This is a genomic window from Moorella sp. E308F, from assembly GCF_006538365.1.
In the GTDB taxonomy this organism is placed as follows: Bacteria; Bacillota; DSM-521; order Neomoorellales; family Neomoorellaceae; genus Neomoorella.
The window spans coordinates 1,090,565-1,117,218 of sequence record NZ_BJKN01000002.1; the positions used below are offsets into that span (position 1 = coordinate 1,090,565).

The window sequence follows — 26,654 nt, forward strand, 5'->3', positions numbered from 1 at the left end:
CATGTCGGCGGCCGGGGTCAACAGGAAACCCGCACCTGTCTATTCTATTACTCCCCGGAAATAATGGCCGCGGGTGATGCCGGTAGGAGCCAGGTTTTCCGCTTCCCTGGCCAGAACAGCCAGCATCTCACCACCTTCCCCGCTCTCCAGGGCGGCCAGGGCCTCGTGATACAGGCCCGTCACCCGCCGGATATAGCCAGGAGGCTTTTCCCGGGCTTCAATCCGTACCCATTCAAGGCCCAGGGCGGCAATTTCCTCTAGATGATCGAGGAGGCTCATTTCCCTGGCATTATATAAATAAAACCGGCACTGCCGGTCGGTAGTGACCGGAAAAATCAGGCCCAGGCGGTCTTTTAAACCGTAGCGTCCCCGCCGGCAGGGAGCGGTGCAAGCCTGACCAGGCCTTTTGCCCCCCAGACGCGCCCCCAGGACGCAGTGGGCCGAAATCATAAGGGGCAAAGCCCCGTGGACAACAGCTTCCACCGGTAAAGGAGGATCCAATTCCCACAGCTGTTCCATGTTCATCTCCGGGGAAAGGGTTACGCCTTTAAGCCCTGCTCCGGCTAAGGCTTTGAGAGACCAGGTATTGAAGGCATTGAAGGGATAGTCGCCCCACCCGGCAAGACCGTATTCCTTTATAATTTGCAGGCCGCCAGGTCCTGCAATGAGGAAAAGGCTGGCTCCGGCAGCAGCCAGCCTTTCAAGGTGCCGGGTCACGACTGCTGCTTCGGTCTCATGCCAGATCCGCGGCAGGGCCGGGATGACTGACGCTCCTTTTTCTCCTGCTGCAGCCATTAGCTCCTGCAGCTGAGCCTCCTGCGGGGGTTCTTTCCCCTGCCAGACTTCGCCGGTGAGATAAACCCGTCCGGCCCCGGCCGCCAGGGCGGCCCGGGCTCCTTCCAGGTCGCCCACGGCTACTGCCAGGCGCGGCACCCTTCGCGGGCCCTGCCTTCCGGCTGAGGATACACCCTCGTTCCCCGGATCGTGTCCCTTGCCCGCCACCGACCTGGCCCCCTGCCTTTCCCGCCCCCTCCGGGACAGGAGCCTTTCCAGGCCTTGCCGAAATTCTGTTTCCGGCGGCACCCGCCGGGGCCACGCTGCCAGGCGCACCTGGCGTAACTTTTCTATAGCCTCCCGGCGGACACGGTTTAACTCGCTTAAAGGCACCATCACCGGCCCCGCCAGGCTGGCAGTGAGTTCAGCCAGCCGGTAAGGGGTATTGCCCAGGCGGCCCAGCTGCTCTGCCAGCACAGATTCATCCAGGGGGTGGCGTTCCGCCACCTCAGCGTACACAGAAGTCCGGGCCTGGACCCGGTGCCCCTGGGGATCAACAACCTCCAGCTTTAAAGGTTCTCCCGCCCGGGCCTCAACTTTCATGGTCAGAGGCAGGCGCCGCTCTTCCCGGGGTGAAGTATAGGTGCGCCGGACTTCCTTCAGGAGTTCCACGTCGCTAGTCTTAAAAATGCGGTCCCCGGGCCTGGTCGACGGCGGCAGGTCCAGGGTCACCGTTGACCCTGCCGGGGCGAAGGTTACCTCCCTTCCCCCCTGCCAGATGTGGTGCACCACCAGTCCTTGATGGCCACCCCGGCTCACCCAGACTTCCAGGCCGTCCCCCTGGCGGAGGGGAGCTTCCAGGTGAACGAGGAAGCGCTCGCCCTGGCGCCGACCGGCTCGTCCCAGGTAAAGGCCGCGGTTGCTGGGCCGGCCATAGCTCATTAGCTCAGCACCCGGGTCCCCATCCAGGTAACCCGGGGTAAAGTCGCGGTTGAAGATCTGGGCTACTTCCATTGCCTCTTCCGGCAATACCTGAAAGCCTTCCGGGTCGGCCAGGTAACGGTCAATAATCTTGCGGTAGGCCCTGGTAACTACGGCCACATACTCGGGACGCCGCATCCGCCCTTCAATTTTAAAAGCCTTAACCCCGGCAGCTATTAACTGCGGTACCCGGTCCAGGGTATAGAGGTCACGGGTGCTTAAAAGGTGTTCCGGTTTTAATTCCAGAGGCCGCCCTGTTTCATCCACCAGGGTATAGGCCAGACGGCAGGGCTGGGCGCAGCGGCCGCGGTTACCGCTGCGCCCTCCCACCATGCTGCTGAGCAAACACTGGCCGGAATAAGAAAAGCAGAGGGCGCCGTGGACAAAGGCCTCCAGTTCTATTTCCACCTGGCGGCTGATGGCCTTAATATCGGCCAGGGATAACTCCCGGCCCAGGACAACGCGCTTGAAACCTTGCTCCTGTAAATATTTAGCCCCGGCGGCGCTGGTGACCGTCATCTGGGTACTGCCAATGAGAGGAATTTCAGGCAGGAGCTTTCTGGCAAGGGTTGCCAGCCCCAGGTCCTGGACAATAATACCGTCCACCCGGGCGTTACCCAGGAAATAAAGATAATCAAGGGCTTCCGCCAGCTCCCTGTCGGCCAGGAGAATATTGACGGTTACGTAAACGCGGGTATCGCGCTCATGGGCGTAGTCAATGGCCGCCAGGATTTCTTCCTGGGAAAAATTTGCCGCTCCCTCCCGGGCATTGAATTGCTTCCCACCAAGGTAAACCGCGTCCGCACCATTGCTTACTGCTGCCTTTAAAGCCTCCGGGCTCCCGGCCGGGGCCATGAGTTCTACCTTTGTCATAGTGCCACCTCAAGGCATATTATACCGCCAGGAAAGGCAATAAAAAACGCCGGCAGCAGAAAATTTTCCCGCTCCCGGCGTAAACTCTCCTCCGTAGTTCGCCATTCTAGTTTTGCTCCACCCGGCTCTGAGCCTTATCATAGGGTGAATAAGCAGCACCAACAAACCACTCCCAGTTGGACCGCAGGCAGTTATAACGTTCATCCAGGCGGGCATAAGCCTCATTCAATTCGTTAACCGTCAGGGCTGGCAGTACCCGTTTGTATTCCACCTTGGCTAAAACCTGAGCCATTTTTAACGCCTCCCTTTAAAAATTCCTTTTGCTAGAGTTATTTTACCACACTTTTTTAACAGTTGCGTCATCCTCCGGCTACAAGGTTGTTTTTTCTTTCCCAGTGGTCGAAAATCCCTCCCGAACAGTTTTTTGTACTTCTCTTCACTATTTAACAATATGCAAATTCCGTGCCAGGGAATAAAAAAACGGCCTTCGCGCCTTGGTAGGCCTTGCGAAAGTCGTCTTTTTTGCATAGCCGGAATTCGGTGCACCTATACAAATTATTGAATTTACATTGCTCAATAGACCGGGAAATATGGCTTTGCTTCTATCCTGTTTTTTGTACTCTGTTCGTATTTTTGTATTGACTATTTTTTCTTGGGCCGCAGGTTATAACGCTTGATCATTTCATTAAGGGTGCTTCGCTTCAGGCCCAGGATTTCTGCCGCCCGGGCCTGGACCCACTGGCTTTCTTCCAGGGCCTGCAGTATCAGGCTGGTTTCATAGGCCGTCACTGCTTCTTTGAAACTCATCCCCCTGGTATAGGCCCAGCCCGAAGTGCCTTTTGCCAGATTACGGAACTGGCGCGGCAGGTCGCCGAGTTCGATTTTTTTCCCTTCAGTTAAAATTACCGCCCGCTCAATGACATTTTCCAGTTCCCGGACATTGCCCGGCCAATCGGCCCGGACAAGGGCGTCCATGGCCTCGCTGGTAAAGCCGGTAACTTCTTTACCCAGGCGCCGGCCGATCTTTTCCAGGAAATGCCTGGCGAGCAAGGGGATATCGTCCCGCCGTTCCCGCAAGGGCGGCAGCCAGATGCTGATTACATTGAGACGGTAGAAAAGTTCGGGCCGGAAGGAACCTTCCTTGACGGCCTTCTCCAGGTCGCGGTTGGTGGCCGCGAGCACCCGGACGTCGACCCGGGTGGGCCTCGTTTCCCCTACCCGCAAAAATTCCCCTTCCTGGAGGACCCGTAAAAGTTTGCTCTGTAGTCCCAGGCTGATATCGCCGATTTCATCCAGGAAAATTGTGCCTTCATGGGCCTCTTCAAAGAGCCCTTTTTTGGCCGTCACCGCCCCGGTGAAGGCGCCCCGGGCATGGCCGAAAAGCTCGCTTTCCAGCAAAGTTTCCGGCAGGGCGGCACAATTAATGCTGATGAAGGGCGCTTCGCTACGACGGCTGTGGTAGTGGATGGCCCGGGCCACGAGTTCCTTACCGGTACCGCTTTCCCCGCGGATGAGTACGGTGGCGTCAGTTTTGGCCACCTTTTCAATCAGGCGATAGACTTCCTGCATGGCGGCGCTATTACCCACCAGCTGGCCGAACTGGCCCTGGAAGACCTTGAGCTCCTGGCGCAGGTGCAGATTGCTTTTTTCCAGCTGGGCAATGAGATAGGGCAGGCACATGCGGTTTTCAGCCAGGCCGTGGTAGACGGCAATAGCCTTCTCCCGGCAGGAAGGATAACCGCAGGCACCGCAGTTAAGCTCGTCTTCTGGTGTAAGTTTACCCAGTTCGGCCAGGATGCTCCGGATGTCAGCCTCGCTGGGACGGGGGAAGAATACGGTTTTATCATGGAATTCCCGGCGTAAGTTTAAACCTTCCAGGTTCAGGGGTTGGGGTTTTGCCTGTTCCAATCCCTGGCGGGTAAATTCGGCTACAATTTTGCGCCGGCGGAAGGAGGAATATTTATTCTCCTGCATGGGGCCATTGATACAGCCCTTACAGAAGAGCATATCGACCATCCTGGGCATCATTTTACCCTCGTTAACGGCCTTCAAAAATTCCAGGCAGTCCTCCCGGCCTTCTATCACCAGGACCTGGTTGGCCAGGATGTCGGCATCAATCCCGGCACTCCTGAGCAGGCCACCGCCTACAGGGTACAACCGGCCCAGGTAGGCCGGTTCACTGTCGAAATCGAGATTGCCGCAAGAAGAGACGTCGATTTGCCGCGCAGCCAGCATTTCCTTGAGTTCCAGGAAGGTAAGAACGGCGTCAATAGCACCGGCCACTTCATCGTCCACGGCCTCGCCTTTTTTAGCCACACAGGGGCCGATAAAGACCAGGCGGTTATCTGGCCCGAGCTTTGTTTTAAGATAACGACCCAGGGCGATCATGGGTGATACTATAGGCACCAGCTGGGGTAAAAGGCGGGGGTAATACTTGCTGACCAGGTTAACTACTGCCGGGCAGGGGGTACTGATCAAGCCCTGGCGTTCCCCGACTTCCTGGAGGTAGCGGTGGTATTCCAGTGTGACCAGATGGGCGCCAAAGGCCACTTCATGGACTTCGGCAAACCCCATCTGCTTCAAAGCCGCCACAACCTGCCCCGGCCAGGCCGGATGAAATTCGGCCACAAAGGAAGGCGCCAGGCAAGCAATGGTCCGGCCGGAGGCCAGAAATTGCTCTACTTTGGCAATTTCCTGCTCCACCAGCTTGGCCTGTTGGGCACAGACCTGGACACAGTGACCGCAAGCTATACACAGCTCCGGCACTACCCGCGCCTGGCCTTCAACTACTTTTATCGCTTTGACCGGGCAGTTACGGATGCAGGCGTAACACATACGACATTTGCCTGTGATAGTTTTCACTATTTCCACGACATACCCCCCCTTAACCGCACCATTTTTCTTTATCTATTATACAATACATGTCGCCGGATGGCGAGACGGATTTTTGAATTAGCGTCAATGTTAATATAGCGCAGCAAAAGAAAAGCTACCTTAAAAGTTAAGCAAGGTAGCTTCAAAAAAGGAGGTACACTGGGTGTACGCCATTGACTAAAGAGGCGGGATTATCACTATTCGTGATTATTGTTGCTAAAAAACAGCTCATCTACAGTAAGACCGAAAAAATCGGCCAGTTTCTTCATGGTGTCCTTTCTGGGATAACGCTGGCCCCTTTCAATCATGGCATAGGCGCTCTGGGTTATCCCTACAGCTATCGCCACCTTCTTCTGGGTGAGGCCGCGTTCCCGGCGTAACTGGTACATTTTTTCATTTCGCATAGAGATCACCATATATGGTTAGGAAAAGCTCCTGTTAGTAATAATTTAATCACGTTTTGCAATTTGTGTCAAGGGATGATGAATTGATTATCACGTTTAGTGATATAATATTGTTTGCTATCACAAAGAGTGTTAAATTGGCAGTAGTTAGCTGAACTACATGAACGAAATTATTGTTGTTAAATCTTTTAGCTTATAAGTCAACTGGGGGTCTATCATGAAAACCCTTGGCGAAAGATTAGCAGCTTTACGTAAAGAAAAAGCCTTAACCCAGGCCGAAATGGCCCGCCGGCTCAACATGGGTCAGAGCACCATTGCTATGTATGAAAGGAATAAGCGTTCCCCCGATGCCGAAACTTTGCAGAAGCTGGCGGATTTTTTTAAGGTATCCGTCGATTTTCTTCTGGGGCGGGTTGATTCTCCCCATCCAATATCTTATGAACCCCAGGATGAAAAGCAGCGAAAAACAACCTTTTTTCTCCAGGAGCCTGGCGGCAGGACTTTTCTTGCCGATCCCCTGTTTGCAGATTTATTTAAGCGCCTTTCTGAACTGACACCTCAGGAGAAAGCAAAACTGGCCCAGTACTGGTATCAGGCCTTGCAGGATATAGAAAAAGAAAGGGTAGAACTATGCCAGCCCGGTGCTCCAGACCTGCCGACCCTTCACAATAATGATAAAAAATGAAGCACCGGTTTAATCAGGCTTGCTGTTTTAGCTGCCGGAACAAAGGGACCGCCACCCCGGCCATGACCTGGTAACCCGGGCGGCTGGGATGGGCGTCGTCGACGAAGTATTCCTTCCGGCCCCAGCCGGTGGCCGGGTCCAGGAGAGGGGTAAAAAAGTCAAGAAGCTTTAAACCCCTGGACAGGGCCAGGTCCCGGCAGGCGTCGCGATAAGCCGCAAGCAGCGCGGCCATCTTCTCCAGGAAAGATAAGGGGATATCTGAACCCGTCTGGCAGAGGGGCGGCGGCAAGGCCATTACCGGCTGGATACCGGACCGCAGGGCCTTATCCACCATGGCCCGGACATTATTGATTACTTCCGTAACGGCCAATCCGGCCCAGGCGTCGTTGGTTCCTCCCATAATGGTCACCGCCCGGGGGGCGAGCCGGACAACATCCTGGTCGAAACGGGCCAGCATTTCGCCCGTGGTTTCGCCGCTAATGCCACGGTTTACCACCACCAGGCCGGTGGCGCGGCCTGCCAGGTCCAGCCATGAAGCCTCCGGGCCAAAGGGATAGCCCCAGGTCAGGCTGTCGCCTATACCGACGAGATCAACCCTGTTCATCTTTTCCTTTGCTTCTTGCGCTTTCATAATTGCACCCCAACTTAATTAATGGTAATAAGTGGAAGGCCGGGAGTAAAACTCCAGCGGCCGCCCCTGTAGAATTTTACTCCTTTGTATAAATTAAGGCAATAATAAAAGAGGGTTAGACCGCAGGATACCGCACTGGTCTATCCCTCTTTTAACATTTACAGTAAACAAGGTGGTCCAGCCAGGTCTACGCGCACCCTAATATTTTCCCCTTGGCGTGTAATGGGTATGAAGGAGATGATGGGACTTTTCGCTCAAAGGTTTGCCCAGGAACTCGCGGTAGAGGGCCTGGATAGACGGGTTCTCGTGGGACTTGCGGATAGGCATCTCGACGTCGGCCTGGTAGATGCCCTTGATACGCTGCTCCCTGATCTCGGTGTTGGTCGGGATGGGCTGGCCGCCGCCGCCGATGCAGCCGCCGGGGCAGCACATGATTTCAATGAAGTGGTACTGCTCCCCGGCCTTAACCCGCTCTAAAAGCTGCCGGGCATGGCCCAGGCTGTGGGCCACCGCCACCCGGACTTTGGTGCCCTCGATATCCACGGTGGCTTCCTTAATACCCTTAAGGCCCCGGACATCATAGAAATCCAGGGAGGGCAGCGTTTTCCCCGTAATCAACTCATAAGCGGTGCGCAAGGCCGCCTCCATAACCCCACCGGTGGCGCCGAAGATGACCGCTGCGCCGGTGGATTCGCCTAAAGGATCGTCGTACTGCTCTTCCGGAAGGTTCCGGAAGTCAATCCCGGCTTCCCTGATCATCCGCGCCAGCTCGCGAGTGGTGAGGACATAGTCCACGTCCTGGTAACCGCTGTCCCGCATCTCCGGCCGCTGGCACTCGAACTTCTTGGCGGTGCAGGGCATGATGGAAACTACTACCATTTTAGCCGGGTCAATACCCGCCTTTTGGGCATAGAAGGTCTTGGCCACGGCGCCGAACATCTGCTGGGGCGATTTGCAGGTTGACACGTTGGGAATGAATTCAGGATAGAAATGTTCCATGAACTTGATCCAGCCCGGGCTGCAGGAGGTAATTAACGGCAGGGGGCCTCCCTTGGTGAAGCGCTCAATAAACTCGGACCCCTCTTCCATAATGGTCAGGTCGGCGGAAAAGTCGGTGTCGAAGACCCGGTCAAAGCCCAGCCGCCTTAAAGCCGCCACCATCTGGCCGGTATTGATGCTCCCCGGCGGCAGGCCGAATTCCTGGCCGATGGACACGCGGGTAGCCGGCGCCGTCTGGACGACGACAAATTTTTCCGGATCGGCCAGGGCCGCCCAGACCTCGTTGGTATAATCCTTTTCGTACAATGCCCCCACCGGGCACACCAGGGTGCACTGGCCGCACTCCACGCAGGCAATGTCCAGAAGTTTATCCTGGAAGGCCGGGGCGATGACGGTATCAAAGCCGCGGCCCATGGGGGCGATGGCCTTTACCCCCTGGACCTTTTCGCACACGGCCACGCAGCGGCGGCAGAGGATGCACTTGTCGGGCTCGCGGATAATAGCCGGTGTGGAATCATCTATAGGATACTCGCTCTTTTTACCCTCAAAGCGGATCTGCCGGACCCCCAGTTCCTGGGCCAGGGATTGCAGCTCGCAGTTCAAGTTGCGGATGCAGGTGGGGCACTCCATCTTGTGGTTGGAAAGGAGCAGTTCCACATTCAGGCGCCGCGCCATCCTGACCCGCGGGCTGTTGGTCTTTACCACCATACCATCGGCTACCGGGGCCACACAGGAGGCCATCAGGTTCCTGGCCCCTTCCACTTCCACCACGCAGACCCGGCAGGCGCCGATTTCGTTGATGCCCTCCAGGTAACAGAGGGTGGGAATGTGGATGCCCGCCTTCTCGGCAGCTTTCAAAATCGTCGTTCCGGCCTCAACTTCCACCGGTATATTGTCAATGGTCAATCTCACGGTGCTCACTTTTTTCGCCTCCTATCTTCCGCCTATTCCCGCACGTCGCAGCGCAGGCAGCGGGACGCCTCGGCTACCGCGGCCTCAAGGTCATAACCCAGTTCTACCTCGGCAAAGCCCGTCAGCCGTTCTGCCAGGTCAAGGCTTGCCGCCACTTCCCGGGCCGTCTTCTCTTCAATCACCGGCGCTGTCCGCTGGCGTTTAATTTCCATCTCAGGTACAATCACGCCGTCGCCGCCGAGATATCTATCAATGGCCGCCGCCGCCCGCTTACCGGCAGCAATGGCGCCGATGACGGTATCCGGCCCGGACACGCAGTCGCCGCCGGCAAAGACACCGGGCACCTTCGTCGCTCCGGTCTTGCTGTCAGCCACCATCGTGCCGGCACGGCTTACTTCTACGCCGTCCGGGATACTCTCCGGATCCACCGCCTGGCCGATGGCCGCAATGACCACGTCCACGGGCAAAGTGAAGTCGGCCCCTTCGATTGGGACGGGGCGCCGCCGGCCGCTGCGGTCAAATTCACCCATGCGCATGCGGGCGCAACGTATGGCCGTAACCCTGCCGTTTTCGCCCAGGATGGCCACCGGATTGGCCTGGCAGGTGATTTTGACGCCTTCTTTTTCCGCCTCGTGGACCTCCTCGCGCAGGGCCGGCATATCGTCCTTCTGGCGCCGGTAGATAATGTGGACCTCTTTCGCGCCCAGGCGCAGGGCAGAACGGGCGGCGTCCATGGCCACATTACCGCCACCGATGACGGCCACCACTTTATCCTTTAAGTTCGGTGCCTGGCCTAAGTTAAGCTGCCGCAAGAAGGTTGCTCCCGCATAAACGCCTTCCAGTTCCTCGCCCGGTACGCCGAGCTTCTGGTCCTTATGGGCACCGATAGCCACAAAGACGGCTTCATACCCCCGGGCTTTGAGGTCGTCCAGGCTGAAATCGCGGCCCAGGGCCTTGCCGGTCTGCAGCTCCACACCCAGTTCCAGGATGGTATCAATCTCCGCCTGGAGGGTCTTCTTCGGCAGGCGGTACTCGGGGATGCCAACGGCCATCATGCCGCCGGCCACCGGCAGGGCTTCAAAGACGGTCACGCTGTAACCCTTCAGGGCCAGGTAGTAGGCTGCCGTCAGGCCCGCCGGGCCGGAGCCGATTACAGCCACCTTTTTCCCGTTAGGCGGCTTAATTTCCGGTCGTGGCCGCTGGCCGTTGAGCTTCATAGCATAATCGGCGGCAAAGCGCTTGAGCTCGCGAATGGCCAGGGGCTGGTCGATCTTGGCCCGGTTGCACTTGCCCTCGCAGGGATGATTGCAAACCCGGCCGCAAACAACCGGGAAAGGATTCTCCCGCCGGATAACTTCGTAGGCCTCGGCAAAGCGCCGCTGGCGGATGAGGTCGATGTAAATGGGCACATCCACGTTGGCCGGGCAGGTATTCTGGCACGGCGAATTAAAGAGGGCCGCGCAGACGCTGGCCGGGCAGCGGTGCTCGCGGATGTGGGCCAGGTATTCATCCCGGAAGTATTTAATGGTGCTCAGAACCGGGTTGGGTGCTGTCTGGCCCAGCCCGCAGAGGGCCGTGTCCTTGATCTGCTGGCCCAGCTCCACCAGCAGGTCGAGGTCTTCTTCTTTACCCTGGCCTTTGGAAATACGGTCCAGGATCTCCAGCATGCGGGTGGTGCCGATGCGGCAGGGAGTACACTTGCCGCAGGACTCGTCTTTGACAAAGTCCAGGAAGAACTTGGCCAGGTCCACCATGCAGGTATCTTCGTCCATGATAATCAGCCCGCCGGAACCCATAATGGTGCCTAGGGCCGTCAGGGATTCATAGTCAATGGGGGTGTTCAAGTATTCGGCCGGGATGCAGCCGCCCGAAGGCCCGCCCGTCTGGGCCGCCTTGAACTTCTTGCCGTCGGGAATGCCGCCGCCGATGTCGTAGATAACCTCTCCCAAGGAGGTGCCCATGGGGATCTCCACCAGGCCGTTGTTGTTAATCTTCCCGGCCAGGGCGAAGACCTTGGTCCCCTTGCTCTTTTCGGTACCGATGCTGGCAAACCATTCCCAGCCCTCGCGGATAATGGTCGGTATATTGGCCAGGGTCTCGACATTGTTTATGACCGTGGGTTTGCCCCAGAGACCGGATACGGCCGGGAAGGGCGGCCGCGGCCGCGGTTCGCCCCGGCGCCCCTCGATGGAGGCCAGCAATGCCGTTTCTTCGCCGCAGACAAAGGCGCCGGCGCCCAGGCGGATATCGATGTCAAAATCAAAGCCGGAATTAAAGAGGTTCTTGCCCAGGAGTCCCTTCTCCCGTGCCTGCTGGATGGCTATCTTCAAGCGGTTCACGGCAATCGGGTATTCAGCGCGCACATATATATAACCCTGGCTGGCACCGATGGCGTAACCCCCGATGGCGAGTCCCTCCAGGACGGCATGGGGATCGCCTTCCAGGATACTGCGGTCCATAAAGGCCCCCGGGTCGCCCTCGTCGGCATTGCAGACGATATACTTAACCGGTCCCGGTGAGCGGTGGGCAAACTCCCATTTGAGGCCGGTGGGGAACCCGCCGCCGCCCCGGCCGCGCAGGCCGGACTTTTTGATCACATCGATTACTTCACCGGGAGTCATGGTAGTCAGGACTTTTCCCAGGGCCTGGTAGCCGTCGCGGGCAATATATTCATCAATGGATTCGGGATTAATGAGACCGCAGTTGCGCAGGGCGATGCGCACCTGGTGCTTGAAGAAAGGAATCTCTTCAAAGGCCTTGACGGCAGCTTCCGTCTCCGGCTGCTTGTAGAGCTTGCGCTCCAGCACCCGGCCCTTGATAAAGTGCTCTTCCACCAGTTCCGGGACATCCTCCGGGTGGACCTGGGTGTAGAAAACCCCCTCCGGGTAAACCATCATATTGGGGCCAAAGCGACAGAAACCGAAACACCCGGTATCGACGACCTGAATTTCCTTATCTAGGCCGCGGGCCTTCAGTTCCCGGATGAGGGCCTCTTTAGTCGCTGGGCTCTCTGAGGCCGTACAGCCGGTACCGGCGCAGACCAGGACGTGGGCACGATAAAATTCCATTTACTCTTCCCCCCTGTTAACAACCCATTCGCTGATTACAATCCCGTTAACTACATGCTGGGCGACAATCTGCCTCGCTTTATTGGCATCCACCTTGCCGTAGGTCACCCGCGGCTTCCCTGGCAAGATAACATCCACCAGGGGTTCCTGGGCGCAGAGGCCAATGCATCCCGTCTGGGTGACGGCTACATTGGTAAGGCGGCGCTTGCCCAGCTCGTCAAGAATAGCGCTCATAACCTCCCGCGCGCCCGCGGCAATCCCGCAGGTGCCCATACCGACAACGATCTTTGCCTTTTGATCCGCCTCCCGCAGGCGGATGGCTTCCAGCTGGGTTTCCTTGATCTTTTGCAGTTCTTCCAGGGACTTGATCACTTGCCTTCACCTCCGAACAATTCTGCCAGTCCTTTATTGATGTAGCGCTGTACCCAGTCCAGTACCGGCCCACAGTTTAAAGGTACCTCGCCCAGGTGAAGCTGCAACCAGGCGGAAGAAAAATGGAATTCTTTTGGCCCCCGACGGTGGTAATAAACAAGCTCTACCGGTTCTTCCCGGCTCAAAGCGGTGGCTATGGTCGCTCCCATGTCACCTAAGGGCGGCAGGTCCGGGTGGCTCAGCTTCATTGTTACCGCCACCCTGGTCCCCTGGCCCGGCCGGGATTCCAGAGCAACTTTACCCCCACACTGGGCTGCCGTAGCCTGCAAAAGGGGCAACCCCAAGCCTACCTTTCTGGTGGTCCGGGTAGTGTAAAAGGGGTCCAGGACCTTTTGTAAGGTTTCGGGTCCCATTCCACGGCCGTCATCCTGGACTTCGATGGTCACCTGATCGCGGTCCTCATCCTCGACAATGGTAATGAGAATATGACGGGCCCCTGCAGCCAGGGCATTTTCCAGGAGATCAAGAATGTGCAGGGCCAGTTCTTCCATGGCTTTTACTGATACTGCTCTAATACAGCCACCGCCGTATCAGGCTTTAGAAGGCCGTGGGCGCGCTTGTTGACGGTCATAACCGGACCCAAGCCGCAGGCGCCGAGACACCGGACAACCTCCAGGGAAAACTTGCCGTCGTCGGTGCTGTCCCCGGCCTTAATGCCCAGCTCCTTTTCCAGGCGCTCCAAGATTTCCGGCGATCCCTTAACGTAGCAGGCCGTACCCTTACACACGGATATCTGGTATTTACCCTTGGGTTTGACGGTAAAATGGTGGTAGAAGGAGATGACACTGTAGACTTCCGTCAGAGACACTCCCAGGCCGTCGGCTATGGCCACCTGAACCTGACGGGGTAAGTAGCCGATGAGCTCCTGGGCCTGGTGGAGGACTTCGATGAGGTCAGAAGGCCGGCCGCGGTGGGCGGCAATGATCTTATCGAGTTCCTCCCATTTGGCTTCGCATTGACAGGCTTCCATAGTAAAACCTCCTTAAAATAAGGAATCCCATTTTTATTAACGAAATACCGAACTCAATGTACTATTTATCTGAAATTGCTTCTTCCCCACCAATCACCACCTTAAATTGTTGCTGCCGCATGGCATGGACCAGCGCGGTTATATTTACCACCTCTAAATCATAATCAGTAACCCGGCGGCCAATGTCATGTAAGTAATGGGCATCAGAAGCCGCCACCAGGGGCCAGCCGGCGAGGGTTTGGAATTTCTTGCGGGCGGCCTCCGGGGTAAGCAGGCCCAGTTCCAGGGCCGCTACCGGCAGTCCAGGTGGGATTAACCCAAGGTGGACGAGCAGGCTGTATGATGGTCGGTCCACATGGGCCGGCAGGCATAAGCCGCCGCGCCTGGCTACCTCCCCGGCCACTTCCTCTACCCCCAGGCCGGTGCTGGCCAGGAGGAGCCTTTTTTCCCGGCCTATCTCTCTTCCAGCAGCATCCATAAGAAGCTGAAGGCCAAAATAATCTTCCCGGTTTTCTCCAGCAGGGAGGTGACGGTAAACTTCCGCCTGCCACTCCAGAGCCTCCTCCGCCGTTTCGAAAAGACAAACCAGGTGCACATCCTCCTTCGTCTGGACTTCCAACCCGGCAAGGACTATGAGCCCCGTATCCCGGGCTGCTTCCTGGACGGCAGCCACATTGCCGGCGCTGTTGTGGTCGGTTACAGCAATGAGCTGGAGCCCCGCTTTTAAAGCCGCGGCTACAATCCGTGGCGGTGTCATTTCCTCGCCGGCACAGGGTGACAGAGCTGTATGGATATGGAGGTCGGCACGATAAAGAGCCATAGTATTCTAATTCTCACTTCTCATATAACAGCTGGTATAAACGCCCGGCTATTTCAAAGGTATGGTAAGGTGTATACAGGAGAGGTAATCCTTCCGCCTCAGCTTTCTGGCAGACTTCCGGAGGGATTCCCCGCCCTCCAGTGAACACCACCCCGGCCGCCCCGGTCAGGAGGGCCACGGCCACTACATTCATGTGCGTCTGGAGAGTCAGCCAGAGGCATCCGGGTGTTCCATTGGCCATAAAATCGCTTATCAAGTCAGAACAGTAGCCGGTACTAACCTCCCTGTCCAGGACCTTCTCTCCTGCCAAAACCTGCAAATTCAAGCGTTCAACTATTTCCCGGAGTTTCATCTCTATTTCTCCTTTCCGGTTGGGCCATGGACGGCGGCAGTTTCCGCGCCAGTTCCACCACTTCTTCTGCCAGGACTCGCACCCGGTCGCGAAGAACGAAGACGCAGTCGGTATCCTGGGCTTCCTCCCGGACAATATCCTCAGCCAGGGCGCGGCAGCTGGGCGAGCCACAGGAGCCGCAATCCAAACCGGGAAGCATAGCCTGGGTGGCTTCCAGGCGTTGCATCTTTTCGATAGCGGTGGCCAAGTCGGTATCCAGCTGGAGGGACGGCCGTGGCTGTACCGGAGCCGCGACCAGGCTGGCGCCTGCTTCCGGCAGGTTTGCGGGTCTGGGCGGCAGGCCGCGGGCGAGTTGCCTCAGCTCTAACCTCGCCAGGTAAGGGTTGTGCACCATGAGGGCGCCACCGACACAACCGCCGGGGCAGGCCTGGGCTTCAATATACTCAATGTCCTCGAAGTCGCCCGCTTCAATACGGGTGAAGACCTCAATGACGTGGTGGATACCATCTACTTCCAGTAAACGCCGGCCGCCAATGCTGGCATTCTCGCCACCGCTGTGGCCCCACCCGTAACCGGCAGCTCCAGCACGGGAGGGATAAGGTACAGCGGTAGCCAAGCGCTGACGGATATCACCATATATGGCGGCCAGGGGAATGACTCTATCAGGGCCCGGCAGTCCACCTTGAGGCTGGCGCGCAGCCGTAATCTTGGCCGGGCAAGGGGAAATAAAGAAGGTGCCAATGGCTTGCGAAGGTAACCCGGTTGCCTCCATCGCTTCTTCTCGGGCCAATCTTGCGGCCACATCCACAGGGGTGGCCAGGGGTAAAATCTGCTCTACCAGGGAAGGGAAACGCACCTGGATCAAGCCCACCACCGCCGGGCAGGCCGGGGAAATGAGCGGCCTTTTCCCCCTATAATCATCCAGGTACCGCCTGATTGCCCGGGCTACTATTTCCGCCGCCAGGGCCACTTCGTAAACGGCATCAAATCCCACGGCTACCAGGGCACCCAGGATATGTTCCAGGTCCGCCTGACCGGCAAACTGCGAGATTATGGCTGGAGCGGGCAGGGCGATCCGGTAGCTATAGGCAGCCAGAGCCGTCAGATCATCGCCCACGGCGATCTTGGCATGGTTAGGGCAAATGCGAATACACTCGCCGCAGTCAATGCAGCGCTCCTGGATAATACGCGCCTTGCCTTCCCGTACCCGGATGGCTTCTGTAGGGCAGTGTTTGATACAGTTGGTACAGCCTTTACATTTATCCTCTTCCAGGTGTACGGAATGGAAATAACCCACCGCGCCACCGCCTTCAGCGATTATAAATAATTATGTTAACGGTAGTACCCTGACCCGGCGCCGACTTTATTTCCAGTTCATCGGCACAGCGGCGGATATTGGGCAGTCCCATACCGGCACCGAAACCCATCTCCTGGATCTCCCGCGGAGCGGTAGAATAGCCTTCCTGCATGGCCAGGTCAATATCAGGTATCCCCGGGCCGGTATCACGGGCGGTAATGGTGATAACCCCAGGTGTTATCTGCGCTTTCAGTTCCCCGCCCTCCGAGTGGATAACTATATTCATTTCCGCCTCATAGGCGGCAATGGCCACCCGCCGGATAATCGCCGGTGGAAACCCTACCTGTTGCAGGACCTGGCGGATGCGCGCCGCCCCGTCCCCGCCTGCCAGGAAATCCCGCGCCCGAACGGGAAAAGACATTTCCAGGGACGGTATATTATCTTTCAAGGCAACCACTCCGGCTAGTCCAGGCAGGCTTCCTTGTCTCTCCAGTAACTCCTACCTGTTGAAGCCCTTCCTCGCAGCATCCCTCCATTGTCCTCTCCCCTCCCGCCGGCATGGCGCCATACGGTATCGTACCAGCTTTTTTCCCCTCCTGCGTTTTCTCACTTTCCCAGCTTAAGGTAGCGACCTGGTCATCACCCACCTCCCTGGAACAGCCTTTCAGCCCTGCCTGGAAAAGGCGGCCGCAGCTGTCATACATCAATAACCTGGTGCCCAAGAGAGGTAGGCCCATGCCTGCAGCAGCCTCGATAAGGTTTTCATCCGGCCTCTTCCCCCGGACGAAGACGATGGCCACGGCGTCGATCATGGCTGCGGTATGGAGAACATGGGTATTGGTCAAACCTGTCAGTAGGAGAACCCGCCCGCAGGCAAAGGCCAGGACGTCGCTCATCAGGTCGGAACCAAAACCGGCTTCTACTTCCAGGTCCAGTTTATCAGCACCGGTAAAGACCTCAGCTTCCAGAATCGCCTGAACTTCCCGGAGTTTCACCGGGTCCGAACCCCCTGATGGTGAATTGCTTCACAATAGCTAGCAAAAATAACAGGCCTTCAATAAGCCCCTGCCTGTTTCTTTTTCATTTCAGTAATAGCGCGCTCATTCACTTTCATTGTAAAGTCCTTTTGTGATAGTTCATATGTGGTTTTTATTCGCCATGAATTTTAATTTTCCTGCTAGGTCTTATAAAATTCTTATTAACCATACATTTTATTGTACATCATTGTCCATTTTTTTGGCATTTTGCTTTTTGGATATAAGGCAAGGATGGCCCGTCAGGCCGGGCCGAGGATTTAATGGAGGGGAGCCACGGAGCGAAAGCGGAGTAGGGTGGAGGCCGTTTAAGCCTCAGGCCGTATCCTTGCTAGAAGTATAAATCCGCAGTCAGTATTAACGTCCCACCAGCACCTTAGACATGCGTGGTCACCTCCAAAACATAATTAACATCGCAGGGGAAGGGAGCAGGGGGCAAAAAACTTTCTCACCTGCTCCCAAAGCCCTGAGATTTAATACAGTTTATCCCCAAGACGGCCTTCATAACTTCTGGTCAGCAGTTCTACTGCCGCATCTTTGGTCATCGGCCGCTTAGACCAGCCGTAAAAAGCAGTAATCCATGGGCTCTCAACCATCATTTTGGCTAATATTGGAATATCTTCCTTCTTACCGAATGCTGCCCATGTAGTGGGAAGACCAACATCTTCCAGCAACTGTTTGACCGCACGTATAGCAGTCTGGGCAGCCTGACGGACGCTCATGCCAGCTGTATTCTGACCTAAAGCCACGGCAATGCGAGCCAGCTTCTCCATACCGTGCCCCATGTTATATTCCATCGCGTAGGGCAGAGCTACTGCACAACCAACACCATGCGGTACATGGTATACAGAACCTAGAGTATGCGCTAGAGCATGCCCCTCTACGATACCTGGATCATTAAAAGCCATGCCGGCCATCATTGAAGCATAAGCCATCTTGACTCGAGCTTCCAGGTTATCCCCTTCGTAAACAGCTACCGGTAGGGCCTCTGCTATGAACTCCACCGCCTTAAGAGCAATTGCGTCAGTAAGCGGGTTTTCCTGCCTGGCCATCATCGTCTCAATAGCATGCGACAGGGCGTCGGCACCCGTAGAAGCAGTAACTTTAGGTGGCATACTTACAGTCAGGGTAGGATCCACCAGTGCCATATCCGGCAGGATGGTCGGTGTGGCGAAGAAGCCCTTAATATTATCTTTAGCAAAGGTTACCACAGAATACATTGTACATTCGGTACCGGTTCCGGACGTGGTAGGGACGGCAATAATAGGCGCACCCTTTTTGGGGAAGGTGGTATTAACCAGATAATCCTCGGTTTTACCCGGCAGCGCCAGGAGCTGAGCAACCACCTTAGCAATGTCGATAGCACTACCGCCACCCAGACCAATTACAAAGCTGCCAGCTTCCTTTCGGGCAAAGTCAGCAGCTTGGTCACAGACCACATTATCCGGCTCGGGTTTACCCTGGTCAAAAACCGCTGCTTCAAATCCATCCTTCTTAAGGGCCTGTACTACCCGATCAGCGATCCCCGCCTGAGCTACCCCGGGATCAGTTACAATAATAGCCTTTCCGCTTATACCCATTTCTTTGATATACTGGCCAATATTGTCTACGGCATTTACACCAAACACTACTTTTTGAGGAGTATAGTACTGAACCACTTTGAGCACTGAGAACATAATAATAACGTAACCTCCTTAACCTTAGTATTTTTTCATGGGATTTAAACCACAAGTACTATCACTGGATTTACTTCTACCACCAGGCCTCGCTATCTCTTATCAAAAATCACCTTCTCAAGTTTCTAGTAGGTTCTCGGAAATTCTCAACCGTTGCCATGCAAGCCCTTAAAGAGAGCCTTTATTTTTTCTCCTCACCCCCAGGGAGTATTGGTTTTAAGGGGTCAGTTTTGCTATTCTTTTTTTGCCTCAACTTTTATTACTTTTTCCCTGATGAATGGTTTCTTGGTTTGTTAAAGCATTTTTTATTGTTCTTCTTGGTATTATTAGTGTGTGTTGCCCCCTCCTAGCATATTCCCTGTTTATCCCTGGAGGTTTATGGGGCTTTCCGAGAGCTTACATGGTGCACCCGCGGACGGTAGCAGTCGTCAAAGAGCAAGATGATGGCCCTGACACCGGCAGGCGAAGAATTCCTGGCCGGAATATTAAAATACCGTTCCTCAGTTTTATAAAAAGCCCTGGCAAACCAGGATGGTATAAACTTAGGACAATTAAACGCTTTTCTGCGTTTGCTCCTTACTAACCTCAGGTACCTGTGCCCTCATCTGCGGTCCTCGCCAGGTTTGGGTTGCCGTACAAAAATCGCATCCGACCCCAGCACTAGCTGTCCTGTTAATAGATAAGGGAGTAGCGTGCGGCTGACCATCATGGATCCATGCCGCGGTGATTACTAACATTACAGTAATTCGACATCCTGCACCGCCTGGCAAATTGGTAATCTACGATAGCCCCGGTCACCTGGGACGCCGGGCCTCAGGTTGAGCCTCACAATAATAAAAACCCCCACTCCTGCCAGGGTGGGGGTAAGGTTTAAGTGAAGGCGGATTTAAAAATACAAATCCCTTTCGCCGCTAGCGATTCGCTCCAGGCGGCGTTCGGTTTCGGCCCGGATGGCAGCACTAGGTATCTGGGCCAGGTGCTCCCTGATAGCCGCTTCTCCCGCTTCCCGGGTGGCCGGTCCGGCGTAATCCAGCAGGTATTCTTTAAAGGTCAGGATGGCGTTGGGCTGGCATACATGCTGGATCTCGCCGGTTTTGGCCAGGGCCATAAAACGGTCCCCTGTACGCCCGCGGCGATAACAGGCCGTGCAGTAGCTGGGTAGATAACCACGCTGGCACAGGTCGCGGATTACTTCATCTGGGTGCCGGTGGTCGCCGATTTCAAACTGGGGCACATCGTCGCTGTTTTCAGCATAGTGGCGGCTGTATCCGCCGACACCGGTGCAGGAGCCGGCGCTGAGCTGGGAAATTCCGAGGGCCAGGAGTTCGGCCCGGAGTTCCGGCGTCTCGCGCGTAGAAATGATCATGCCGGTATAGGGCACGGCCAAACGAATGATGGCCACCAGCTTCTTGAAATCGTCATCGTTAACCAGATATGGGAAGTTTTCCAAACTAATGCCATACGCCGGCCGCAGGCGAGGTACGGAGATGGTATGCGGCCCGACGCCGAAGGTTTGCTCCAGATGGCGGGCATGGTAGAGCAGGCCCATCACCTCAAATTTATAATCGTAAAGACCGAAGAGGACCCCCAGGCCAACGTCGTCGATGCCACCTTCCATGGCCCGGTCCATAGCGGTGGTGTGCCAGTCATAATCAGCTTTGGGACCGCTGGGATGCATGTAGGCGTAAGTCGGCCGGTGGTAGGTTTCCTGGAAAAGAATATAGGTGCCGATGCCGGCTTCTTTGAGCCGGCGGTAAGCATCCACAGTAGTGGCGGCAATGTTGACGTTCACCCGGCGGATATTACCATTGGCCTCGGTAATATGATAGACGCGGTTGATAACATCCAGAACGTAGTCCAGGGGGCAATGGACCGGGTCTTCCCCCGCTTCCAGGGCCAGGCGTTTATGCCCCAGGGACTCTAAAATGCGTACCTCCCGCTCCAGTTCCGCCGGTTCCAGGCGACGGCGTTCAAATTTGTTTTCCCGCCGGTAGCCGCAGTAACGGCAGTTGTTAACGCAGTAGTCGCTGAAGTAAAGGGGAGCAAAGAGGACCATGCGCCGACCGTAAATCTTTTCTTTTATTTCCCGGGCGGCGGCAAACATCTGCCGGCGCACGCCCGTATCGTCGTTCTGGAGCAAAACGGCTACTTCGTAGGGTTCCAGTCCCTTCGCTTCCCGCGCCTTTGCGACGATGCGGGCAGCCTCGTCCCTCGTTGCCCGCTTGGCTTCTTCCAGGTAGCCTTCTATCTCTTCATGCTTAATAAAGTCGGCACGATAACCGTACTGCATGGAAAATTCCCCCATTCCGTTTAATGATACTTAAACGTTTAACCGGACCTTCTCTGCTTTTACTCCTCTTTCACATCGTTTTACGAACGTATATTAAATAAAGCCGTGCTGATATCTTTTCCAATTCGTGGCTACCGCCACCCACTAAGCCGGGAGGGGCTTCAAGGTGTGTCCCGGTCCCCGCCCCAGCCGCCGCCCTAAAGCGCGCACCATGCCTTCCAGGCAGTAGCGGCAGTCTTCCGGGCCTTCGTTGACGCAAATCTTATTGGGGTAGATTTGATAATTGGACCGGTATTTGGTCGGCGTCAGGTTAGGCATAATGACGTTCGCCCCCCGTTGCAGGGCGAGCTGGCGGCCATTGGGGGCCAGTGTGCCCACCGCGGTAGTTGCCGGCAAATGGGCGTATGGTATGACCAGTCGAGCGGTAGCTACCACCCGGTAAGTGAGGTCCAGGCTCCCCGCCGGTTCCCCGCCCAGGGGCGTTGCCGGATGGGGGATAAAGGGGCCCAAACCTGCCATTTCCACGTCCAGCTGCCGCAGGAGGATTAAATCATCAGCCAGGTCCTCCAGGGTCTGACCCGGCAGGCCGATAATGTTGCCGGAACCTACCTGGTAGCCCAGCTCCCGCAGCCACTGGAGGCACTGGAGGCGCTCCTCCCAGCTCATACCGGGGTGGAGGCGGGCGTAGAGGTTTTCATTGGCCGTCTCATGTTTCAGGAGGTAGCGGTCGGCCCCGGCCTCCCGCCACATAGCGTATTCATCCCTCGTCCTCTCCCCGGCGCATAAAGTTACGGCTACCCCCAGCTTTTTTATTTCCCTGATTATTCCTGCCAGCATCGGGCCTGTATACCAGGGGTCTTCCCCCGACTGGAGGACGATGGTCCCATAACCCAGCTCCGCCCCGCGCCTGGCGGCAGCAACGATATCTTCTGGCATTAAGCGGTACCGCTGCAATTTCACATTGTCAGCCCGCAGGCCGCAGTAATAACAGTGGCGGCGGCAGTAATTGGAGAACTCGATGACGCCGCGCAGGTGGACTTCCTCCCCGGCTACCCGGGCGCGGACGCCGTCCGCCAGCCGGTAGAGGGCTTCTTCTTCCGCCCCGGTGTCTGCGGCCAGCAGGTTCATGATGTCTGCCTTGGTGAGTTCTTCTCCGGCAGCGGCCCGCTCCAGGCTGCAGGCAAATTCCCGTCGCACGGCAATAACCTCCTTCCATTTCCAACCAGTATAACCTAATTTTCGGCCTCCCCGCCGCCGGGACAGGCAGCTCACTTTCCCTTTCCTGTCAGGGCCGCCCGCACTTTTACCCCGGGGAGGCTGCCCAGCTTTCCCGTCAGGGCGCCGATGGTATCGGTGGTCCCGTCTACAATCAAAGCTATAACGGCCACGCCCCGTTCCCGGTAGGGAATACCCATGCGGCCGACGATGCAGTTGCCGTAATCGCTTAGGATGGCATTAACCCGGGCGGCAGTATGTTCGCGATCCTCAATTACTATCCCCACTACTCCCAGGCGGTTTTCCATCGTCATACTCCTTCATACTCCTTCCACGAACAAGGCTGCACCGGATTATTATCGTTGCAGCTAAACCAAAAAACGCCTGCCAGCTTGAATACTAAGCCGGCAAGCGTGAAAAATTACTTCCCATACAATTCCTCCTTCCCTAAGGTTCAGGTAATCCCTCACCGCAGGATAATTTTTGCCGCCCTCCCGCACCGGTCCTTAAACCCGTACGGTCAGGTTTGTTCTAGATCTATTTTGTACGATTATGAACAAAAATGCAAGTTAATTTTTCAGCCCGGACCTGGAAGGAATTTTTTACCCGGCGGAGAAATTATATCCTTTAAAAGATAACCTGAGAAAGGAAAGTGAATTATATGGAAGAAATCTTAAAACAGCTCCTTCAGGGACAGGAAGAAATCAAAAAGACATTACAACAGCATACCGAAATTCTGCAGCAGCATACTGAAATTCTACAGCAGCATACCGAAACTCTGCAGCAGCACAGCAAACAGTTAGACTATCTGGAACAAAGAATGATTAAAATCGAAAACCGCCTGGATAACGAACTGCTGCCGAAAATCAACGTCCTGTTTGACGCTTTTGAGCTGCGGGGGGATGAGATTGCCAAACTCCAAAAACACCTGGATGACAGGCTTGATATAATCGCCCTGGATGTTAATTACCTGCTGGGCAAAACCGCCCGCCAGGAAACAGCTATCCTGGAATTAAGACGGGCTAAGTAAAGGAAATCGCCGGAACAGAAAAACGAGGCTGTCGACATAAATGCCGCTAATCATCTCCAAAGCTGATCCCTATAGCCCGCGCCGTGGCCAGGAGCTGGTGATCTAGAGGTATGGTCCGGGGTTTCCCGACGGCTGCTTCCAGGGGGACATGAGAAATATCGTTACCCCGCAGGCAGACCATCACCCCGTGAATGCCTTTAACGGCGAGCTCCGCTGCCGCCACGCCGAAGCGGGTGGCCAGTACCCGGTCGTAGGACGACGGCGAGCCGCCCCGCTGGATATGGCCCAGGACGGTCACCCGGGTTTCGATGCCGCTCTTTTCTTCGATTAGCTTCCCTACCAGCTGGCCGATGCCTCCCAGGCGCACCCGCTCTACACTGCCCTCCACCGTCCGTTGGACAACCAGTTCTCCCTCCGGCGACTTGACCCCCTCGGCGACAACGACGATGCTGAAAGGTTTACCCTCGGCCCGGCGGGCTTCTATTTTTTTCAACACGCTTTCAATATGCCAGGGGATTTCCGGTATCAGGATGACATCGGCCCCGCCGGCCAGGCCGCTGTAGAGGGCGATCCAGCCGGCATAGCGGCCCATGAGTTCCAGGACCATGACCCGGTGATGGGATTCGGCCGTGGTATGCAGCTTATCCAGGGCCTCGGTTGCCGTCCTCACCGCCGTGTCGAAGCCGAAGGTCTGGTCGGTGGCCGCCAGATCGTTGTCGATAGTTTTAGGAATACCGATCACCCGTGCCCCCCTGGCTTTAAAATCCCTGGCCCCGGCCAGGGTACCGTCACCACCCACTACCAGCAGCACTTCGATGCCCATTTGCTCCAGGCGGGTTATGGCCTTATCTGACATATCACGGTAAGTAACCTCACCGTTTTCTTTAACGGGAAAGTAAAAGGGATTGCTGCGGTTGTTCGTCCCCAGGATGGTACCGCCCCGGTGGAGAAGGCCGGAGATGGCCGGCGGGTCCAGTTTGATATAACGTCCTTCTACTACCCCGGTATAGCCGTCCAGGAAACCGAACATTTCGTAACCATGGCTATAGGCAGTTTTGGTCGCCGCCCGGATGACGGCATTGAGGCCGGGACAGTCTCCCCCGCCGGTGAGAATGCCTAGACGTTTGGGCATGAGATAACCTCCTTATGATACCAATCCCAGCATCGTTATTTCCTGTCTCTTCCCCGGTTGCGCTTCAGCCTGGCCAGCAACCGTTCCAGTTTCCAGGTGTTGACTACATTCTCCGGTTCCAGCCAGCCGCGCCGGGCGGTAAGGACGCCATATTCCATGTCTGCCAGACGGATGGAATCATGGGCATCCGTATTGATAGCTATAGGTACATCGTATTCTTTGGCCAGGCGTACGGCCGTATCATTTAAATCCAGCCGGTCGGGGCTGGCATTGATCTCCAGGATGGTACCCGTCTCCGCTGCCAGCTCAATAATCCTGGTTACATCTACGGCGTAGGGCCGGCGCCGTCCCAGCATGCGGCCGGTAGGATGACCTAGAATATCTACGTAAGGATGGCGCAGGGCCGCCTCCAGCCGGGCCATCATCCGCTCCTCTTCCTGGCGGAAGCCGGAATGGACGGAAGCGATCACCAGATCAAACTCCTTTAAGATTTCATCCTCATAATCCAGGCTGCCGTCGGCCAGGATATCGACTTCAATCCCGGCAAGGATGGTAATATCTTTCAACTCTTCGTTCAGCCGGGCTATTTCCTCCCGCTGGGCCTTTAACTGTTCGACGCTCAAGCCCCGGGCCACCACCAAAGAGCGGGAGTGATCGGTAATGGCAATATACTGGTAACCCCGCCTGCGGGCTGCTGTTGTCATGGCGGCAATGGTTTCCACGCCATCGCTGTAGCGGCTATGCATGTGGAGGTCTCCGCGGATGTCGGCCAGGGTAATTAAGCGGGGCAGTTCACCTTTCACGGCGGCTTCTATTTCGCCTCGATCCTCCCGTAATTCCGGCACTATATAAGGTAAACCCAGGCGATGGTAAAAAGCAGCCTCCTCTGCCTCGCTCCCAGATGGAGTTGCTTCAATCCCTCTGTCCTCCAGGCACTCAACCCCAGCAGGAGTAGCTCCAGCTTTAGAAGGGATTGAGGCCCGGTCCTCCGGGCTAAATGACGGCCGGGAAGCTATAGCCGTATCTCCATATTCTCCGGCGAGTACTGCTTCCTCTTCGGCCAGCCAGCGGGAGGTAGTCAGACCAATATCGGCAACCTTCAACCCACGCCCAGCTGCCAGACGCAGCAGCCCCTTCCGGTGGGCTTTAGAGCCGGTAGCATAAAATACAGTGGCCGCAAATTCTTTCGGCGGAACCAATATGATTTCCACTTTCAGCCCCAGGGTCGTCCTTAAGGAAAGGCGATCCGGCTCCCATGCCAGGACTTCCTTCACCCTGGGGTGCCGGGTCATGACGTCCGCCACCTGGTGGCCGGGCTGCACGGCTACCACCAGGTCGACATCGCCCACCATTTCCCGGCCGCGGCGAACGCTGCCGGCTATGGCCACCCTCTCAACCCCTGGTATGGCCAGGATCTGGTCTTGCAGGAGCAGGGCCAGGGGCCTGGCTATTCCCAACGGCACCTGCTCCTTTACTTCTTTTAACATTTCCACGCCCCGCAGGATGGCCAGCTCGGTCTTGCTACCCATGCCGGGCAGGGTCCTGATACGCCTCTCCCGGGCCGCTGTTTCCAGCTCTTCCAGGGTGGTAATGCCCAGGCCCTGGTAGATCTGGCGTACAGAGCGGCTGCCCAGACCGGGTATAGCCAGCATTTCCCTCAAGCCCGGCGGTACTTCCCGGCGTAAATTTTCCAGGAAAGTGGACCGGCCCGTGGTTAACAATTCGGCGATTTTTTTGGCCAGGTTTTTCCCCACTCCCGGGATCTCCTCCAGGGCATCCCGGGCATAAAGGGAGGCGGCCTCTTCTTCCAGGTTTTCCAGGGCCCGGGCGGCGCGGTGATAGGCGCGGACTTTAAAGGGGTCTTCCCCCTTTAATTCAAGTAAATCACCCATTTCTGTTAATGCCCAGGCAAGCTCCAGGTTGGTCAACCCCGTTTTTCCTCCTGTATCAATTTTACCAGGGTTTCATAATCCTGCTGGACTTTATAAAGTTCATCGGCAATATTCAGGGCGGCAAGCACGGCAACCTTTACTGGAGGATAATGGGGGAACTTCTGGTTAACCTGGCGCATCTTTTTGTCTACGTACGAAGCCAGCATCTGGATGTATTCCGGCGCTTCCCCCTTAACCACGTATTCCTGCCCGTTGATGTTGACCGTGGTTCGGTCTGGTGCAGCCAGCGGCTTTTCCGCCTGAAGCAAGTTTA

At 56.3% G+C, this 26,654-nt stretch carries 24 protein-coding genes; 2 read left to right on the forward strand and 22 right to left on the reverse strand.

The genetic code is table 11. The features are described 5' to 3' along the window. Window positions 1-39: 39 nt before the first annotated feature. The 4 genes from E308F_RS11970 to E308F_RS11985 form a co-directional block, all read right to left on the reverse strand. Window positions 40-2,628 (reverse strand): DUF3656 domain-containing U32 family peptidase, encoded by a 2,589-nt coding sequence (locus E308F_RS11970; protein WP_141265108.1) that lies wholly within the window; start codon window positions 2,626-2,628, stop codon window positions 40-42. A gap of 106 nt (window positions 2,629-2,734) precedes the next feature. Then, entirely contained in the window at window positions 2,735-2,920 is a 186-nt protein-coding gene (locus E308F_RS11975; RefSeq protein WP_141265109.1) for a hypothetical protein, read from the reverse strand. A gap of 350 nt (window positions 2,921-3,270) precedes the next feature. Then, window positions 3,271-5,499: a sigma 54-interacting transcriptional regulator gene (locus E308F_RS11980; RefSeq protein ID WP_172613565.1), complete on the reverse strand. Its 2,229-nt coding sequence runs from the start codon at window positions 5,497-5,499 to the stop codon at window positions 3,271-3,273. Between the two features lie 200 nt (window positions 5,500-5,699). After that, the gene (locus E308F_RS11985; protein ID WP_064774358.1) at window positions 5,700-5,906 is read right to left on the reverse strand and encodes a helix-turn-helix transcriptional regulator; all 207 of its coding nucleotides are present in this window, start codon (window positions 5,904-5,906) and stop codon (window positions 5,700-5,702) included. A gap of 217 nt (window positions 5,907-6,123) precedes the next feature. Between E308F_RS11985 and E308F_RS11990 the strand changes: the two genes are divergently transcribed. Further along, window positions 6,124-6,591: a helix-turn-helix domain-containing protein gene (locus tag E308F_RS11990; protein WP_141265110.1), complete on the forward strand. Its 468-nt coding sequence runs from the start codon at window positions 6,124-6,126 to the stop codon at window positions 6,589-6,591. Window positions 6,592-6,604: 13 nt separating this feature from the next. Here the strand turns inward: E308F_RS11990 and E308F_RS11995 are convergent, their stop codons facing one another. The 15 genes from E308F_RS11995 to E308F_RS12065 form a co-directional block, all read right to left on the reverse strand. Continuing rightward, on the reverse strand, window positions 6,605-7,222 hold the full coding sequence (locus tag E308F_RS11995; RefSeq protein ID WP_172613564.1) for an SGNH/GDSL hydrolase family protein: 618 nt from the start codon (window positions 7,220-7,222) through the stop codon (window positions 6,605-6,607). 198 nt (window positions 7,223-7,420) lie between these two features. Then, window positions 7,421-9,142 carry an NADH-dependent [FeFe] hydrogenase, group A6 gene (locus E308F_RS12000; protein WP_141265111.1) on the reverse strand — a complete coding sequence of 574 codons (1,722 nt, stop codon included), beginning with the start codon at window positions 9,140-9,142 and terminating at the stop codon, window positions 7,421-7,423. Window positions 9,143-9,165: 23 nt separating this feature from the next. After that, window positions 9,166-12,201: an NADH-quinone oxidoreductase subunit NuoF gene (gene nuoF / locus E308F_RS12005; RefSeq protein ID WP_141265112.1), complete on the reverse strand. Its 3,036-nt coding sequence runs from the start codon at window positions 12,199-12,201 to the stop codon at window positions 9,166-9,168. After that, window positions 12,202-12,570 carry a (2Fe-2S) ferredoxin domain-containing protein gene (locus E308F_RS12010; RefSeq protein ID WP_054937076.1) on the reverse strand — a complete coding sequence of 123 codons (369 nt, stop codon included), beginning with the start codon at window positions 12,568-12,570 and terminating at the stop codon, window positions 12,202-12,204. Next, the gene (locus tag E308F_RS12015; protein WP_141265113.1) at window positions 12,570-13,124 is read right to left on the reverse strand and encodes an ATP-binding protein; all 555 of its coding nucleotides are present in this window, start codon (window positions 13,122-13,124) and stop codon (window positions 12,570-12,572) included. The genes E308F_RS12010 and E308F_RS12015 overlap by 1 nt, the downstream gene beginning before the upstream one ends. A 5-nt stretch (window positions 13,125-13,129) precedes the next feature. Beyond that, on the reverse strand, window positions 13,130-13,603 hold the full coding sequence (locus E308F_RS12020; RefSeq protein WP_141265114.1) for a complex I 24 kDa subunit family protein: 474 nt from the start codon (window positions 13,601-13,603) through the stop codon (window positions 13,130-13,132). Window positions 13,604-13,664: 61 nt separating this feature from the next. Further along, the gene (locus E308F_RS12025) at window positions 13,665-14,423 is read right to left on the reverse strand and encodes a PHP domain-containing protein (RefSeq protein WP_141265115.1); all 759 of its coding nucleotides are present in this window, start codon (window positions 14,421-14,423) and stop codon (window positions 13,665-13,667) included. A gap of 13 nt (window positions 14,424-14,436) precedes the next feature. Beyond that, window positions 14,437-14,775 carry a DRTGG domain-containing protein gene (locus tag E308F_RS12030; protein WP_141265116.1) on the reverse strand — a complete coding sequence of 113 codons (339 nt, stop codon included), beginning with the start codon at window positions 14,773-14,775 and terminating at the stop codon, window positions 14,437-14,439. Beyond that, complete coding sequence (locus E308F_RS12035; protein ID WP_141265117.1) at window positions 14,753-16,072, reverse strand: [Fe-Fe] hydrogenase large subunit C-terminal domain-containing protein; 1,320 nt, start codon at window positions 16,070-16,072, stop codon at window positions 14,753-14,755. The genes E308F_RS12030 and E308F_RS12035 overlap by 23 nt, the downstream gene beginning before the upstream one ends. 13 nt (window positions 16,073-16,085) lie before the next feature. Beyond that, a complete protein-coding gene (locus tag E308F_RS12040; RefSeq protein WP_141265284.1) occupies window positions 16,086-16,493 on the reverse strand; it encodes an ATP-binding protein in 408 nt (135 codons plus the stop codon). Between the two features lie 16 nt (window positions 16,494-16,509). Next, entirely contained in the window at window positions 16,510-17,067 is a 558-nt protein-coding gene (locus tag E308F_RS16235) for a hypothetical protein (protein WP_216364528.1), read from the reverse strand. A gap of 512 nt (window positions 17,068-17,579) precedes the next feature. Continuing rightward, window positions 17,580-18,782, reverse strand: coding sequence for an iron-containing alcohol dehydrogenase (locus E308F_RS12050; RefSeq protein ID WP_141265118.1), 1,203 nt, complete (start codon window positions 18,780-18,782; stop codon window positions 17,580-17,582). Between the two features lie 886 nt (window positions 18,783-19,668). Next, complete coding sequence (gene hydG, locus E308F_RS12055; RefSeq protein ID WP_141265119.1) at window positions 19,669-21,072, reverse strand: [FeFe] hydrogenase H-cluster radical SAM maturase HydG; 1,404 nt, start codon at window positions 21,070-21,072, stop codon at window positions 19,669-19,671. A gap of 144 nt (window positions 21,073-21,216) precedes the next feature. Then, entirely contained in the window at window positions 21,217-22,269 is a 1,053-nt protein-coding gene (gene hydE / locus E308F_RS12060; RefSeq protein ID WP_141265120.1) for a [FeFe] hydrogenase H-cluster radical SAM maturase HydE, read from the reverse strand. 71 nt (window positions 22,270-22,340) lie between these two features. Next, window positions 22,341-22,595: a TM1266 family iron-only hydrogenase system putative regulator gene (locus E308F_RS12065; RefSeq protein WP_141265285.1), complete on the reverse strand. Its 255-nt coding sequence runs from the start codon at window positions 22,593-22,595 to the stop codon at window positions 22,341-22,343. 353 nt (window positions 22,596-22,948) lie between these two features. Between E308F_RS12065 and E308F_RS12070 the strand changes: the two genes are divergently transcribed. Continuing rightward, window positions 22,949-23,317 carry a hypothetical protein gene (locus E308F_RS12070; protein WP_141265121.1) on the forward strand — a complete coding sequence of 123 codons (369 nt, stop codon included), beginning with the start codon at window positions 22,949-22,951 and terminating at the stop codon, window positions 23,315-23,317. A gap of 46 nt (window positions 23,318-23,363) precedes the next feature. Here the strand turns inward: E308F_RS12070 and E308F_RS12075 are convergent, their stop codons facing one another. Genes E308F_RS12075 through E308F_RS12085 form a run of 3 tightly spaced genes read right to left on the reverse strand, consistent with a single transcriptional unit; the run spans window position 23,364 to window position 26,649 of the window. Then, on the reverse strand, window positions 23,364-24,449 hold the full coding sequence (locus tag E308F_RS12075) for a 6-phosphofructokinase (protein ID WP_141265122.1): 1,086 nt from the start codon (window positions 24,447-24,449) through the stop codon (window positions 23,364-23,366). A gap of 35 nt (window positions 24,450-24,484) precedes the next feature. Continuing rightward, the gene (locus E308F_RS12080) at window positions 24,485-26,377 is read right to left on the reverse strand and encodes a PHP domain-containing protein (RefSeq protein ID WP_141265123.1); all 1,893 of its coding nucleotides are present in this window, start codon (window positions 26,375-26,377) and stop codon (window positions 24,485-24,487) included. Next, complete coding sequence (locus E308F_RS12085; protein WP_141265124.1) at window positions 26,374-26,649, reverse strand: cell division protein ZapA; 276 nt, start codon at window positions 26,647-26,649, stop codon at window positions 26,374-26,376. Before E308F_RS12085 ends, E308F_RS12080 begins: the two co-directional genes overlap by 4 nt. Between the last annotated feature and the right edge of the window lie 5 nt (window positions 26,650-26,654).